14 protein-coding genes are annotated in these 14,800 nt (G+C 68.0%); 9 read left to right on the forward strand and 5 right to left on the reverse strand.

Translation table 11 applies throughout. From position 1 onward, the window contains the following. Positions 1 to 126 precede the first annotated feature (126 nt). The 8 genes from E6C72_RS24570 to E6C72_RS24605 are packed head-to-tail and all read left to right on the forward strand — an operon-like array spanning position 127 to position 7,138. Complete coding sequence (locus E6C72_RS24570) at positions 127 to 1,458, forward strand: FAD-binding oxidoreductase (RefSeq protein WP_199228660.1); 1,332 nt, start codon at positions 127 to 129, stop codon at positions 1,456 to 1,458. Between the two features lie 16 nt (positions 1,459 to 1,474). Continuing rightward, positions 1,475 to 1,972 (forward strand): L-2-amino-thiazoline-4-carboxylic acid hydrolase, encoded by a 498-nt coding sequence (locus E6C72_RS24575; protein ID WP_109084027.1) that lies wholly within the window; start codon positions 1,475 to 1,477, stop codon positions 1,970 to 1,972. Between the two features lie 53 nt (positions 1,973 to 2,025). Next, a complete protein-coding gene (locus E6C72_RS24580) occupies positions 2,026 to 3,135 on the forward strand; it encodes an ABC transporter substrate-binding protein (protein WP_109084026.1) in 1,110 nt (369 codons plus the stop codon). A gap of 50 nt (positions 3,136 to 3,185) precedes the next feature. Next, the gene (locus E6C72_RS24585; RefSeq protein ID WP_098736474.1) at positions 3,186 to 4,100 is read left to right on the forward strand and encodes a branched-chain amino acid ABC transporter permease; all 915 of its coding nucleotides are present in this window, start codon (positions 3,186 to 3,188) and stop codon (positions 4,098 to 4,100) included. Then, the gene (locus E6C72_RS24590; protein ID WP_199228659.1) at positions 4,087 to 5,136 is read left to right on the forward strand and encodes a branched-chain amino acid ABC transporter permease; all 1,050 of its coding nucleotides are present in this window, start codon (positions 4,087 to 4,089) and stop codon (positions 5,134 to 5,136) included. The genes E6C72_RS24585 and E6C72_RS24590 overlap by 14 nt, the downstream gene beginning before the upstream one ends. Then, positions 5,133 to 5,903, forward strand: a complete 771-nt coding sequence (locus E6C72_RS24595) for an ABC transporter ATP-binding protein (RefSeq protein WP_109084025.1) — start codon at positions 5,133 to 5,135, stop codon at positions 5,901 to 5,903. The genes E6C72_RS24590 and E6C72_RS24595 overlap by 4 nt, the downstream gene beginning before the upstream one ends. Next, on the forward strand, positions 5,900 to 6,625 hold the full coding sequence (locus tag E6C72_RS24600) for an ABC transporter ATP-binding protein (RefSeq protein WP_109084024.1): 726 nt from the start codon (positions 5,900 to 5,902) through the stop codon (positions 6,623 to 6,625). The genes E6C72_RS24595 and E6C72_RS24600 overlap by 4 nt, the downstream gene beginning before the upstream one ends. A 36-nt stretch (positions 6,626 to 6,661) precedes the next feature. After that, a complete protein-coding gene (locus tag E6C72_RS24605; RefSeq protein ID WP_109084023.1) occupies positions 6,662 to 7,138 on the forward strand; it encodes an L-2-amino-thiazoline-4-carboxylic acid hydrolase in 477 nt (158 codons plus the stop codon). Positions 7,139 to 7,174: 36 nt separating this feature from the next. On the opposite strand, the gene E6C72_RS24610 is transcribed toward E6C72_RS24605, so the two are convergent. From E6C72_RS24610 to E6C72_RS24620, 3 genes are all read right to left on the reverse strand, one after another. Continuing rightward, a complete protein-coding gene (locus E6C72_RS24610; protein ID WP_158280101.1) occupies positions 7,175 to 8,056 on the reverse strand; it encodes a ferritin family protein in 882 nt (293 codons plus the stop codon). Positions 8,057 to 8,198: 142 nt separating this feature from the next. Continuing rightward, positions 8,199 to 10,922, reverse strand: a complete 2,724-nt coding sequence (locus tag E6C72_RS24615; protein ID WP_109084021.1) for an HAD-IC family P-type ATPase — start codon at positions 10,920 to 10,922, stop codon at positions 8,199 to 8,201. Positions 10,923 to 11,065: 143 nt separating this feature from the next. Then, positions 11,066 to 11,830 carry an SDR family NAD(P)-dependent oxidoreductase gene (locus E6C72_RS24620; protein ID WP_109084020.1) on the reverse strand — a complete coding sequence of 255 codons (765 nt, stop codon included), beginning with the start codon at positions 11,828 to 11,830 and terminating at the stop codon, positions 11,066 to 11,068. Between the two features lie 104 nt (positions 11,831 to 11,934). Here E6C72_RS24620 and E6C72_RS24625 point away from each other — a divergent pair, with 104 nt between their 5' ends. After that, positions 11,935 to 12,873, forward strand: coding sequence for a LysR family transcriptional regulator (locus E6C72_RS24625; RefSeq protein ID WP_109084019.1), 939 nt, complete (start codon positions 11,935 to 11,937; stop codon positions 12,871 to 12,873). Positions 12,874 to 12,884: 11 nt separating this feature from the next. Here E6C72_RS24625 and E6C72_RS24630 read toward each other — a convergent pair whose 3' ends face one another. Both E6C72_RS24630 and E6C72_RS24635 read right to left on the reverse strand, forming a co-directional pair. Then, positions 12,885 to 13,598, reverse strand: a complete 714-nt coding sequence (locus E6C72_RS24630) for a histidine phosphatase family protein (RefSeq protein ID WP_109084018.1) — start codon at positions 13,596 to 13,598, stop codon at positions 12,885 to 12,887. Further along, the gene (locus tag E6C72_RS24635) at positions 13,595 to 14,791 is read right to left on the reverse strand and encodes an acyl-CoA dehydrogenase family protein (RefSeq protein ID WP_109084017.1); all 1,197 of its coding nucleotides are present in this window, start codon (positions 14,789 to 14,791) and stop codon (positions 13,595 to 13,597) included. Before E6C72_RS24635 ends, E6C72_RS24630 begins: the two co-directional genes overlap by 4 nt. Positions 14,792 to 14,800 lie beyond the last annotated feature (9 nt).

Genomic DNA, 14,800 nt, shown 5'->3' on the forward strand with positions numbered 1-14,800 from the left:
TTCCGCGAGAAAATCTTGGGAATTGCATGCGTGTGTCCATTGTCCCATAGTTCCTGGGGAAATGCAGGGCCCTGACCCAAAAGGGAAAACGGGCCCGGCGGATTTGGCCGGACGGGACAGGCGGACGTGACGGAACAAGCGGTAGACCAGGCACAGGGCATCCCCGGTCGGGGTGGCATCTGGCAACGCCCCAATTCCCTGTGGGAAGCCACCGCCCCGCCGCCGCCCGCACTGCCGGTCTTGCAGGAGAGCGTAAAAGCCGACCTGCTGGTGATCGGCGGCGGTTTCACCGGCCTGTCGGCCGGCCTGCACGCAGCGGAGGCCGGCCGCCGCGTGGTGGTGCTGGAGGCGTCCGAACTGGGCCGGGGGGCGTCCGGCCGCAACAACGGGCAGGTCATTCCGACCCTGACCCGCCCCGACCCCGCCGATCTGGTTGCCCGTTTCGGCAGTGAGGCGGGCGAGCGCTTCGTTGGCCTGATCCGCGACAGCGCCTCCACCTTGTTCGATCTGGTCCGCCGCCTCGGGATCGACTGCGCGGCGGAGCAGACCGGCTGGGTCCAGCCGGTGCATTCGCCGGGCCGTATCAGGATCGCCGAGCGCCGCGCCGGCCAGTGGGGGCGCTACGGCGCGGATGTGGAACTGCTGGATCGCACCGCGGTGTCCGCCATCCTCGGCACCGACGCCTATTTCGGTGGCTGGATGAACCGGACCGGCGGGCACATCAACCCGCTGGCACTGGTGCGCGGGCTTGCGGACAGGACGGTGGCGGCCGGGGCGGCGGTCTATGTCAACTCCCCCGCCCTGTCGGTGGAGCGGCGCGGCGACGGCTGGCTCGCCCGCACCCCGCAGGGGGAGGTGACCGCCGGCGCACTGGTGCTGGGCACCAACGGCTATGCCGCCGCCGTCTTCCCGGACATCCGGACGGAGGTGGTGCCGGTGCTGTCCTGGCAGATGGCGACCGCGCCGCTGGGCGACAACGTCCGCAAGACCATCCTGCCGGGCCGGCCGGCGATGTCGGACACCCATGGCGACCTGCGCTTCATGCGTTACACCGCCGACAACCGGCTGGTGACCGGCGGCGCGCTGCTGATCCCGTTGAATGGAGCGGAGCGGCTGAAGCGCATCGTCGGCGCCCGTCTGGCCGGAATGTTCCCGGCACTGAACGGGGTCACCTTCGACTATGTGTGGAATGGCCGCATCGCCATGACCACCGACTACTTCCCCCGTATCCATAGGCTGGGACCGAACGCCTTCGCCTGGGCCGGCTGCAACGGGCGGGGCGTCGCTCTGTCGATCTCGCTGGGGCGGGAACTGGCCTATGCCGCCATCGGCCGGGATCCGAAGGATCTCGCCCTGCCTTTCACGGCGCCGACACCCCTGCCCTTCAACGCTCTGCTGCAACGCATCGGGCCGCTGAAGATCCTGCAATACCGCTGGAACGACGCCCGCGAGATATAAACAATGAGAGGCCGGCATGTCGGACACCCCTGATTACCCCACCCTTCTGCGCAATGCCTATGCGATGCGCGCCGCGTCCTACGCCCACATGTTCGACGTGCTGCGCGAGCGCTTCGGCACCGAAATAGCGCTGGAGGTCGGGCAGGAGGCCACCCGCCGCCTCGGCGAGGCGATGGGCGCGAAGTATGCCGGCCACGGCCCGGACGACCTGACCGGCCTGTGCCATGCCTTCCTCGACGGCATTCCCAACCGTGACAGCATGTTCGCGCCGGAGATCAAGCGCTGCGACGGCGAGGCGCTGGAAATCCACTTCCACCGCTGCCCGCTGAAAGAGGCCTGGCAGGCCCAGGGCAGGTCGGAAACCGATCTGGAACTGCTCTGCAAGATGGCCGGCGCCATCGACGGCGGTCTGTTCGAGGCCGCCGGCTTCGTTTTCAAGGGCGAGACCTGGAAGCCGGGCGACGAGGGCTGTTGCCGACTGAAGGTCCTGCCGGGCGCCCAGCCTGCCGACTAGACGCGCATCCCCGCGAAGCCTGCAACGACGCACAATAAGAAGGTGCCATCGCCATGACGTTCCGCCTCCTCACCCTGACGACCCTCACCGCCGCCGGGATCGCCGGTTCGGCCCTCGCCGCAGACACGGTCAAGCTCGGCTACCAGTTGCCGCTGACCGGCGACACTGCCCAATATGGTCAGGATTTCCGCAAGGCGGCCGAGATCGCGCTGAGCGAGTTCAACGCCGCCGGCAAGCCGTTCAAGGTGGAGATCGTCTTCGAGGACAGCCGGTCCGACGCCAAGGAGGGCACCAACATCGCCCGCAAGTTCGTGGACGACAAGGAGATCGTCGGCGTCCTGGGCGACTTCACCTCGGGTGTGTCGATGGCGGCGGCGCAGGTCTACAAGGACGCCGGCATGCCGCAGCTGTCGCAGACCGCCTCGCACCCCGACTACACCAAGATCTCCAAGTACCAGTTCCGCAACATCGCGACCCAGGCGCAGGAAGGCCCCTACAACGCCAAATGGATGGCGACCAAGGGCTTCAAGAATGTCGCGGTGATCGCCGAGCAGACCGACTGGGGCCAGTCGGTGGTCAGCGGCTTCTCCGACGCGGTGAAGGCCAATGGCGGCACCGTCGCCTTCTCGGAATTCTTCAACCGCGGCTTGAAGGACTACCGCTCCCTCATCAGCAAGCTTGAGCGGGCCAAGCCCGACGCCATCTACACCGGCTTCTTCTATGAGGACGGCGCGCAGTTCCTGAAGCAGTTGCAGCAGCTCGGCATCAAGACGCCGGTCTATTCGACCTCGGCTGCCTACAGCCCGAAGCTGATCGAACTGGCCGGAAGTGCTGCGGAGGGCGTGCATCTGACCTCCAACTTCCTGCCGACCGATCCTTCGCCGAACGTCCAGCATTTCGTCGACGAGTGGAAGAAGCGCTCGGACGGCGCCGTCCCCGGCCAGTTCCCCGCCCAGGCCTATGACGCGGTCCGCATCATGCTGGCGGCGGTGGAGAAGGCCCAGCCCAACCCGACGCGCGAGAAGGTGCGCGACGCGCTGGCCCAGACGAAAGACTTCTCCGGCGTGACCGGCAAGACCACCTTCAGCGCCGACCGCGAGGCGGAAAAGGAGCTGGTGAAGGTCGAGGTCAAGGGCGGCGCCTTCGTCCCGGTCACCGAGTAAACACCCGGCAACCGATCTCCAGCGCCCCGATCTCCAGCGACAGAGCCCGCATGTTCGATCCCTACTATCTCCAGCAGCTCGCCATCGGCCTGTCTCTGGGCATGACCTATGCGCTGATGGCGATCGGCTTCACGCTGATCTTCGGCGTGCTGAATGTCGTCAACTTCGCCCATGGCGAGATCTACACGCTGGGCGCCTTCGCCGGCCTCGTGCTGATCTCGGCCACGGCGCCGCCCATCGTGGCGGTGATCCTGGGCGCGCTGGCGATCGGGGCGCTGGCCGGCTTCTCGCTGGAGCGGATCGCCTTCAAGCCGTTCCGCCGCTTCACAGACGAGGCGTCGCTGAAATCGCGGGCGATGCGGGAATCGACCCTGCTCTCTTCGCTGGCGGTGTCGATCGTGGTGCGCGAGGCGCTGGAAATCGTCTTTGGATCGCAGATGCGCTCCGTCCCCTTCGAGTATCTGATCAACACGCCGGTGCGGGTCGGCCCGGTGATCCTGGTGACCGGTGACTTCATCATCTTCGGCGTCGCCGCCGCCATGCTGATCGGCCTGCAATATCTGCTGACGCGCACCCGCGTCGGGCTGGCGATCCGCGCGGTGTCCAACAACCCGCTCGGCGCCAAATATGTCGGCATCGACACCGACCGCACCATCATCACCACCTTCGTCGTCGGATCGATGATGGGGGCGGCGGCCGGCATCCTGATGGGGCTCTATTACGGCGCGGTGTTCCCCGCCATGGGCTTCACGCCCGGCATCAAGGCCTTCGTCGCCATGGTGATGGGGGGCCTGTCCTCCATCCCCGGTGCGGTGATCTGCGCGCTGATCCTCGGCATTTCGGAAAGCATGGCGACGACCTTCGTCTCGTCGGGCTGGTCGGACATGGTGGCCTACGGCTTCCTGATCCTGACCCTGATCTTCTTCCCCAACGGCTTGTTCGGAGCGCGCCGTGAACGCGTTTGAGACTGCGGCGCCCCCCGATCATACGGACGGGCTCACCAGACGTCGGGGCTGGCTGGTTCCGGCGGTGATCCTGCTGCTGGTCTTCGCAGCCCTGCCGGCGCTGCTGGCCGGCTTCGACCGCGGCTATTTCTACCAGATCGCCAATCTGGCGCTGATCTTCGTCCTGCTGTCGGCCTCCATGCATCTGGTGACGGGGGTGGCAGGCCTGCTGCATCTGGGGCATGCCGCCTTCTACGGCGTCGGCGCCTACACCGCGGCGCTGCTGACCTCAAAGCTGGGGCTGGGCTTCACCGTCACGCTGCCGCTGTCCGGTCTGGTGGCGGCGCTGGTCGCCTTCCTGGTGGCGCTGCCGACGATGCGGCTGGTCAGCATCTATTTCGCCGTGGCGACGCTGGCCATCGGCCAGATGCTGTATCTGGTCATGCTGAACTGGGTGGACTTCACCAAGGGCCCCAATGGCATCATCGTCTCCAAGGGGTTCGAGCTGTTCGGCGTCAGCCTGTCCGGCCGCCTCGCCGCCTATTACACGGTGGCGGCGGTGGTGACGCTGTCGGTGGTGGCGATCGGCCGCCTCAGCCATTCCTATTACGGCAACGCACTGCGTTCGATCCGCGAGGACGACCAATGCGCCGACGCGATGGGCGTCAGCACCGTGCGGCTGAAGATGGAGGCCTTTACCCTGTCGGCCTTCTTCGCGGGGGTGGCCGGCAGCCTGTGGGCGCACATGACCGGCTACATCTCGCCGGGCGACTTCAAATTCTCCGAATCCATCCTGATCCTGGCGATGGTGGTGGTCGGCGGGTTGGGCAGCCTGCCGGGAGCGGTCATCGGCGCGCTGCTGCTGATCCTGCTGCCGGAGGGTCTGCGCGGTCTCGGTGACTTCCGCAACATCATGGTCGGGCTGGTGATGTTCCTCTCCATCCTGCTGCTGCCGAAGGGGCTGCTGGGCGAGGTTTCCGCCCTGCGTCTGGTCCGCCGGCAGCTGGGTGGGGCGTGGCGGAACACCGGAAAAGGCGAAGGGATCGGCTGGCGATGACCCATCTTCTTGAAATCCGCAACGTCAGCCGCCGCTTCGGCGGCGTGCAGGCGGTCGGCGACGTCACCGCCCATGTCGACGAGGGCGAGCTGGTCGGGCTGATCGGGCCGAACGGCGCCGGCAAGACCACGCTGTTCAACCTGATTTCCGGCTTCACCCCGCTGTCCGGCGGCACCGTCGCCTTCGCCGGCAGGACAATCAGCGGGCTGAAGCCCAATCAGGTGGCCCGGCTCGGCATCAGCCGCACCTTCCAGAATCTGCGTGTCTTCCCCAACATGTCGGTCTTCGACAACGTGTCGGTCGGCGCCGTCGGCGCGCTGCCGCAGGGGGCCTTCGGCGCGCTGTTCGGCGGGCTCCACAAGCGCGGCCGCGACCGCTCCACCGAGATCAGCCGCCGCACCTGGGAGGCGCTGGAGGCGGTTGGCCTGACCCATGTGGCGGCGGAACTGGCGGCCAACCTGCCCTACGGCCAGCGCAAATATCTGGAGATCGCCCGCGCGCTCGCCATGCGGCCGTGCTTCCTGATCCTGGACGAGCCGGCGGCCGGGCTGAACGACACCGAAACGCGCGATCTGGCCGCCTTCATCAAGCGGCTGCATGGGCAGGGCCTGACGATCATGCTGGTCGAACACGACATGACGCTGGTCATGGGCATCTGCCAGCGCATCCTGGTGCTGGCCTCCGGCCGCAAGATCGCCGACGGCACGCCCGATGCTATCCGCACAGACGCGGCCGTCCTCGAAGCCTATCTTGGGGTGGATGAATGACCGCGCCGCCACTGACCGCACCCCTGCTTTCGATCGCGGACCTGCATGTCGCCATGGGGCCGCAGGAGATCCTGCACGGCGTCCGCCTGGATGTGCCGGAGGGCGCCATCGTCGCCGTGCTCGGCTCCAACGGCGTCGGCAAGACCACGCTGATGCGCACCGTCTCCGGCATCTACCGGGCAAAGCAGGGCAGCATCACCTTTCGCGGCCAGCCGATCGCCAACATGCCGGCCCACCGCATCGTCCAGTTGGGCCTGTCGCAGGCGCCGGAAGGGCGGCAGATCTTCTCCAACATGAATGTCCGCGAGAATCTGGTGCTGGGCGGCGGCGATGTCGGGTTGGGCGAGCTGGACCGTGTGCTGGCGATGTTCCCGATCCTGCGCGAACGGCTGCGCCAGAATGCCGGATCGCTGTCGGGCGGCGAGCAGCAGATGCTGTGCATCGCCCGCGCCCTGATGCGCCGGCCGACCCTGCTGCTGCTCGACGAGCCGTCGCTGGGGCTGGCGCCGAAGATCGTGGCACAGATCTTCGACCTGATCGTCCGCATCCGGGCCGAAGGGGTGTCGATCCTGCTGGTCGAACAGAATGCCCGCGCCGCCCTGCGCATCGCCGACCATGCCGCGGTGCTGGAGGACGGCCGGATCGTGCTGTCCGGACCAGCCGACCAGCTGCGCGACGATCCCCGCATCGCCGAGGCCTACCTTGGCGGCCACGCCCATTAAAGCCGATTGACGCCATCTGATGGAAGGAAGCCAGTCATGACCCAAACCATGGGCATCCTCGAACGCCGCCGCATCGAGGCGGAAATCCTGAAGCCGGTCTATGAGGAGATGGCCGCCCGGCTGGGCGAGGCCACCGCGCAGGAGATCCTGGGGGCGGCGATCACCAAGGCGGCCCTGGCCGCCGCCAAATCCTTCGCCGCGACCGAGCCGGAGGGCACCAGCCTGAAGAGCTTCGCCGATCTTCAACCGCTGTGGACCAAGGACGACGCGCTGCGGCTGGAGGTGAAGCGGCAGGACGACACCCATTTCGACTACAACGTCACCCGCTGCCGCTACGCCGAGATGTACCGGGAGATGGGGCTGGGGTCGATCGGGCATCTGCTGTCCTGCAACCGCGACGCCGCCTTCTGCACCGGCTACGACCCGCGCATCAAGATGGAGCGGACCCAGACCATCATGCAGGGCGCCGACCATTGCGACTTCCGCTATCGCTTCGACGCGAAGGAGGAATAGGCCGGCTGCGGCCAGCGGATGCGTCCTCCGCGCTGCCTAGGCCGCATCCGCAACCGCGTCCGGGTTCGACAGCAGGGACCGGACGAGCGCAAGGCGGCTCAAGGACTGCTCGGCCAATCTCTGTGATTCGTTGAGCAGGGCTTCCTCGGTCGCCTGTTCCGCGGCGGCGAGATAGATGTCGAGGATCTCCTCGGCATCCCGGATCGACAGGCGCAAGGCCCCCTCCGCCGTGAGCGAGCCCGGACGAAGCAGACCGGCCGCACGGGCATCTTCGGCGGCATCGCTTCCCGGCACCTCCGGTTCTGCTCCCTGTGCGCAGCCGCGGGCCTTGTCCGCAAGCCGGCGCAGCACGGTCGCCGCTTCCACGGCGCCGGAAGCCCCGACGGCTGCGGCTGCGGCGTCATCGACCTCGGCCGACGCGGCTTCCATCGCCGTGGACAGTATGAACAGCTCTTCCAGCGTGCGCGGATTGCGGTGTCTGGCGGGCCGTGACGCATGGTAGGCCTCACGACGCCAGCGGCGCAGCAGGCCGACATGCTCCAACTCTTCGCGGGCCAGCCCCTCGGCCCGGCGCCGGACCTCTTCGGTCAGCGCCGAGGCGGCGACGTAGGTGTAGAAGGCAAAGGCCCGCTCCTCGTTACGCACCGCAACCGCCAGAGCCTCGTAGGGTCCGAACGATGGACCGCCATCGGCCGGATCGAAGGTCTCCGGCATCCGCCAGGAGACCCCTGCCGATCGCGGCGCGCGCAGGCCGTCGCGCTCGGCCCAGCGGCTCAACTGGTCCTCATGCCCCTTTTCCAGCTCGGCCAGACGCCGGAAGAGGGTGGCGAGTTCGGGCTTCCCCTGCCGGGCGACCATCGCGGCAAGCTGCTCGTAACGCAGCGCCGCCTCGTGTTCCATCCCGACGGCGACATCCATCAACTCCTCCGCGGTTCCAATCGGCCGAAGTGGGAAATCGGAATTGATCGGAGCGTCCATTGCGACCTCGCATTCAGGAGTTTGGATGGCGCACGCCCCCAGCGTGGGCTTCCCTGCCGCCTCAGTCCAGACCATTCTTCGATCAGGACGGAGATCGGTTGGCCGACAGCCGCTTTTCCAACTCCATCAGCAGGAACAGCCCGGCGCCGACAGCGGCCATCGCCGCCCAGGCGGTGAGGCCGACCGCCGCCGTGCCGAACAGGGTCTGCACGGGGGGCGCATAGGTGAAGGCAAGTTGCAGCACGGTCATCACCGCGATGGACAGCCAGACCGGCCGGCTTCCGGCCAGTGCGGACAGCAGCCCGGCCCGGCCATGCAGGTCGCGGGCGCTAAGCAGGAAAAAGATCTCGCCCACCACCAGGGCGTTGACGGCGATGGTCCGCGCCTCTTCGATGGTGTCGCCCTGCAGGCGGTGGAAGTGGAAAAAGCCGAAGCTGGACGCCACCAGCAGGGCCAGCACCACCAGCATCCGCCGCACCAGCCGGCCGACCAGGATCGGTTCGTCGCGCGGACGCGGCGGGCGGGCCATCACGCCGGGTTCCGGCGCCTCGAAGGCCAGCGCCAGCCCGAGCGTCACAGCGGTGACCATGTTGACCCACAGGATCTGCACCGGCGTGATCGGCAGCAGGCTGCCCGACAGTACCGCCAGCAGGATCACCACCGCCTGCGCGCCATTGGTCGGCAGCATGAACAGGATGGTCTTGCGCAGATTGTCGTAGACGGTTCGCCCCTCCTCCACCGCATGGACGATGGAGGCGAAATTGTCGTCGGCCAGCACCATAGCCGCCACCTCCTTCGCCGCCTCCGTCCCGTTGCGGCCCATGGCGACGCCGATGTCGGCCCGCTTCAGCGCCGGCGCGTCATTGACGCCGTCACCGGTCATGGCAACGGTGTCGCCCGCCGCCTGGAGTGCTGCGATCAGGCGCAGCTTGTGTTCCGGCGTGGTGCGGGCGAAGACGCTGTTGGCCCGGGCGGCGGCGGCGAATCCGGCCTCGTCCAGCCGATCCAGCTCCGGCCCGGCGATGACGCCCTCGGGCAGACCGAAGCGCCGGCCGATGGCGGCGGCGGTGGCGGCATGGTCGCCGGTGATCATCTTCACTGTGATGCCGGCCTGCCGGCAGGCGGTGACCGCGACCAGCGCCTCTTCCCGCGGCGGATCGATCAGCCCGCAGAGGCCGAGCAGTTCCAGCCCCTCCTCCCGCAGATCCTCGTCGATCAGTTCGGACAGGCCGATGGGGGTGCGCCGCATCGCCAGCGCCAGCACGCGCTGCCCCTGCCCGGCCAGTTCGGCGGTCAGGACGGTCCAACGCTGCCGCTCCAGCGGGGCGCCGCCATTGCCGCGCCGTTCCCGCTCGCACAGCGCCAGCACCCGTTCCGGTGCGCCCTTCACCACCAGGATGCCGTGGCCGGCGTGGTCATGATGCAGGGTCGCCATGTACTGGCGCTCGGACTCGAAGGGAAGGGCGTCGCGGCGCGGGTAGCGCGTCGCCTCGCCGGCCGGGTCCAGCCCCGCCTTCATCGCCAGGGCCAGCAGCGCCCCATCGGTCGGGTCGCCGGCCAGCCGCCACTCGCCGCCCGGATCACGGTGCAGGACGGCGTCATTGCACAGCAGCGCCGCCCGCGCCAGATCGAGCAGGAGCGGTTCGCCCGCCGGATCGACCAGCCGGTCATCCCGGCTGATTTCCCCCTCCGGCGCATAGCCGCTGCCGCCGGCGACATAGGTGGCGTCGGCGGTGACGATGCAGGTCGTCAGCAATTCATTGCGGGTCAGGGTGCCGGTCTTGTCGGTGCAGATGGTACGGACACTTCCCAGCATTTCGACCGCCGGCAGATGGCGGATGATGGCGTTGCGGCGGGCCATGCGGGTCACCCCCACCGCCATGGTGATGGTCATCACCGCCGGCAACCCCTCCGGGATCGCCGCCACCGCCAGCCCGACCGCGGTCAGCACCATGTCCTGCCACGGCTCGCCATACACCAGCATGCCGAACAGGACGGTGACCACCGCCAGCAGCAGGATGCCGCCGGTCAGCCAGCGGCCGAACCGCGCCATCGACACCAGCAGCGGCGTAGCCACACTCGTCACGGAGGCCAGCAGATGGCCGATGCGCCCGACCTCCGTCGCGTCGCCGGTCGCCACCACGATGCCGGTGCCCTGCCCCTGCACCACCATGGTCCCGGCATAGGCCATGCCGCCGCGGTCGCCGAGTGCGGCATCGGCGGGGACGGCGGCTGCGGACTTGGCGGCGGGGACCGATTCGCCGGTCAGCGCCGCCTCCTGCACCAGCAGCCCCTTGCTGCGGTCGAGCCGCAGGTCGGCCGGCACCCGGTCGCCGGAAACCAGGAAGACGCGGTCCCCCGGCACCAGCGCGTCGGCCGCCAGGGTCACCGCATGGCCGTCGCGCAGCACCACCGCCTGGGGCGACAGCAGGTTGCGTATGGCCTCCAGCGCCTGCTCGGCCTTGTCCTCCTGGATATAGCCGATCAGCGCGTTGACCAGCACGACGCCGAAGATCACCCCGGCGTCGGTCCAGTGCCTAAGCAGCAAAGCCACCGCACCCGATACGAGAAGCACATAGATCAGCAGATTGTGGAACTGGGCCAGGAAGCGCAGCCAGGCCGGCCGCCGTTCCGGCGGGGTGAGGCGGTTGGGCCCGAAATGGGCGAGCCGCGCCGCCGCCTCCGTGCTGCCGAGCCCATCGGCCGGACTGCCGAGCCGTTCGGCGACGGCGGCGGCCCCCAGCGCGTGCCAAGGGAGGTCGGCCGGTGAAGGAGTGGCGGGGCCTGTGTCTGCCAGCGGTGGCATGTGAACCGCCTCCCTGGGGGATTCTGATCCCAAGCATGACACCTTACCCATTCAGCGAGAAGGGATTCGCCCGGCTGGTCCGCTCCGCGGCCGGCGCATAAGGGCCGACTGCGAAGCGGACGAGACGGCGCCTCAGACCCTCGTCAGACCTGGGCCATGCCGCCGTCGGCGAACAGTTCGATGCCGCTGACGAAGCTGCTGTCGTCGGACGCCAGGAAGACGGCGGCCTTGGCGATCTCGTCCGGGTCGCCGACGCGGCCCAGCGGGACCTGGGCGGCAAGGTAATCGACCAGACCCTGCTGCTGCGCCGCATCGGGCCCGGCCAGCTCGACCAGACCCGGCGTGCGGATCGGGCCGGGGCTGAGCGTGTTGATGCGGATGCCGCGATCCTTCAGGTCCAGGATCCAGCTGCGGGCGAAGTTGCGCACCGCCGCCTTGCTGGCGCTGTAAACGCTGAAGGCCGCCGTGCCCATGCTGCCCGCGGTGGAGCCGGCGAGGATCACCGAAGCGCCCCGGCCGAGCAGCGGCAGCGCCTTCTGCATGGTGAACAGCACGCCCTTCACATTGCGGTTGAAGGTGTCCTCATACTGCTCCTCGGTGATGGCGCCGAGCGGCAGCATGCCGCCGCCGCCGGCATTGGCGTAGAGCACGTCGAGCCGGCCGGCCTCGCTCTGGATCTGCGCATAGAGCCGGTCGAGATCGGCGAGGTTGGAGGAGTCCGCCTGCACCCCCGTCGCCTTGCCGCCGGCGGCGACGATCGCCGTCACCGCGGCTTCCAGCTCCGACGGACGGCGGCCGGTGAGATAGACGGTGGCGCCTTCGGCGGCGAAGCGCTTGGCCGTGGCGAGGCCGATGCCGCTGGTGGCGCCGGTGACCAGCGCGATCTTGCCATCGAGCTTGCGTGACATCTGAAAGTCTCCTTGGAATTGGGTTGTTCGCTGGAGACAAAGCTATCGACGGCAGATACGCATCGAAATAGAAATGACTGAAAATTATCATTGCAGGATTGGCGATGTCGAAGCTGCCGGATTTCGAGGGGTTGGCGATGTTCGCCAAGGTGGTGGAGGAGCGGTCCTTCGCCGGTGCGGCCCGCGCCATGGGGGTGTCGGTCGCCACCGTATCGCGCGCGGTCAGCCGGCTGGAGGAACGGCTGGGGGCGAGGCTGTTCAACCGCACCTCCCGCCGGCTGGCCTTGACCGATTTCGGCCATTCGCTGGCGGAGCGCGCGACCCGCCTCTATGACGAGGCGGAAGCGGCGGAGAATGCGGTGCGCGAGATGTCCAGCCGGCCGCGTGGCCTGATCCGCTTCGCGGTGCCGATGTCCTTCGGGCTGCGCTGGGTGGCGCCGCTGTTGCCGGACTTCTTCCGCCTCTATCCCGAGATTTCCATCGACCTGCATCTGAGTGACGCCGTCGTCGATCTGGTCGGGGACGGCTTCGATGCGGCTCTGCGCATCGCGGTGCTGGCGGACAGTTCGCTGGTGGCGCGGCGGCTGTGCGGGGTGTCGCCGGTGGTGCTCGCCGCTCCCAGCTATCTCGCCCGCCATGGCGAACCGCGCCATCCCCGCGAACTGAACGGCCATCATTGCCTGGGCTATGCCTACCGCCGTCGGCAGGACATCTGGCACTTCACCAACAGCGCCGGCGAGGAGGAAAGCGTCACCCCGTCCGGCCCGCTGCGCGTCACCAATGCGGATGCACTGGTGCCGATGCTGCTGGAAGGGCTGGCGATCGCCGAACTGCCGGAATTCATGGCGGCCGACCATCTCGCCGACGGGCGGCTGACCGCCATCCTGACAGACTGGTCGCTGCCGAAGGGCGGCCTCTATTTCATCACGCCCTCGGCCCGCACGCGGCCGGCCAAGGTCGGAGTGCTTGCCGATTTCCTGATCGACCGCCTGTCGGAACCCCTTTGGTGGCGCCGGACCGACGCCGTGGGAGCGTCAGATTGACGGCAAGTCCGTCAATCCAGCGCAAGCAAAGGCACGAATGCCTCCTCAAGGCTGCTGCGGTGCAGGCCGATCTTCGCCGGATTGCCGGGCGTCAGGTTCACCGCGCGGATCAGGCGGCGGAGAATCCGCCCTTCGGTCACATCCAGGTCGATGATGTTGATACAGCCGTAATCCTGCTCGAAGGCCGACAAGGCCGACAATCCGCCGCCGCAGGCCCAGGACAGCAGCATGCGGTTGACCCCGTCATGGGCGACCAGAGCCAGATGGGTCCAGCCCGGTTGCCGGATCAGCGTCTCGATCGCCGGCACCACCCGGTCGCGCACCGCGGCAAAGCTGTCGCCACCGGCAAAGCGTGCATCCTCGGTCACTGCCTCGAAACCATAGACATAGGCCGCCTCGCGCTGCTCCTTCGGCACCTCCGACAGGCGGCTGGCGCGGATTTCCAGAAAGTCGGCGTGATCCTCCACCGGCAACCCGTGCGGTGCGGCGACCAGTTCGGCCGTCTGCCGCGTGCGGGCAAGGCCGGAGCACAGTACACGGTCGAGCGGCACCCCGGCCAGCAGGACGCCGGCGACACGCGCCTCTTCCCGCCCGCGATCGGTGAGCGCGGCAAGCTTCGGGTTCAGCGGCTTGCCGTCGGCGTCGTAATAGGCGACATGGCCGTGGCGCAACAGGTAGAGGCGGCGGCGCGCAGTTGTCCCCGCCAGAGGTGTAAACAGACTCACCGCCAGCCCCAGAAATCGTCGCCCTCGGCAAGGTAGCTGCGGCTCAGCACCATCTTGTGGACCTCCGACGCGCCATCCACCAGCTTGGCCTGCCGGGCATAGCGATAAATCCACTCAAGCACCGTATCCTTGGAATAGCCCCGCGCGCCGCACAGCTGGATTGCCGTATCCGCTGCCTTGAACAGCGTGTCGGCAACCTGGACCTTGGCCATCGACACCTCCTTGCGGGCGAAACTGCCGCTGTCGAGCGCATGGGCCGCCTTCATGGTCAGAAGCCGGCCGATCTCGATCTGCATCGCCGCCTCGCCCAGCATCCATTGCACGCCTTCATGCTCGGCAAGCGCGGTTCCGAAGCTCTCGCGTTCCTTGACGTAAGCCCCGGCGATCTCCAGGCAGCGCTTGGCAAGGCCGGTCCAGCGCATGCAGTGTGTCAGACGCGCAGGACCCAGCCGGATCTGCGTCGCCTTCAGCCCGTCACCGACCTGCATCAGGACATTCTCGTCCGCGATCTCCAAACCGTCGAAGATCAGCTCGCAATGACCGCCATGCTCCTCCGGCCCCATGATCGGGATGCGCCGCTCGATGCGCCAACCCGGCTGGTCGCGATCGAACAGGAAGGCGGTCAGCCCCTTGCGCGGGTCGTCCGACGTGCGCGCCATCAGGATGAAGTGCTGGGCGGCCCCGGCCCCGGTGATGAACCACTTCCGTCCCGAGACCACCCAGTGGTCGCCCCTGCGCTCGGCCTTCGTCTTCATCATGGACGGATCGGAACCGCCGCCGGGATGTGGTTCGGTCATGGCGAAGGCGCTGCGCACCCGTCCTGCGACGATGGGCTTCAGCCAGCGTTCCTTTTGCGCCGGGGTGCCGACCATGCTCAACAGCCGCATGTTGCCGTCGTCGGGGGCGGCGGCGTTGAAGCAGACCGGACCGAAGATCGAGCGGTTCATCTCCTCGTAGCAGGCGGCGACGCCAACCATCGGCAGGCCCTGGCCGCCGGCCTCCTTGGGCAATTGCAGCGTCCACAGGCCGGCCGCCTTCACCTTGGCGCGCAAGGCCTCCAACGGCGCTTCGGCGATGTTCTCGTGCTCGTCCCAATTGGCGCGGTCGGCCTCGACCGGCAGGATCTCCTCCTCGACGAAGGCACGGACGCGACAGCGATAGTCTTCGATATGCGGAGGAAGGGTGAAATCCATGGCGTGGGG

The sequence above is a fragment of the Azospirillum sp. TSH100 genome, from assembly GCF_004923295.1.
GTDB lineage: Bacteria > Pseudomonadota > Alphaproteobacteria > Azospirillales > Azospirillaceae > Azospirillum.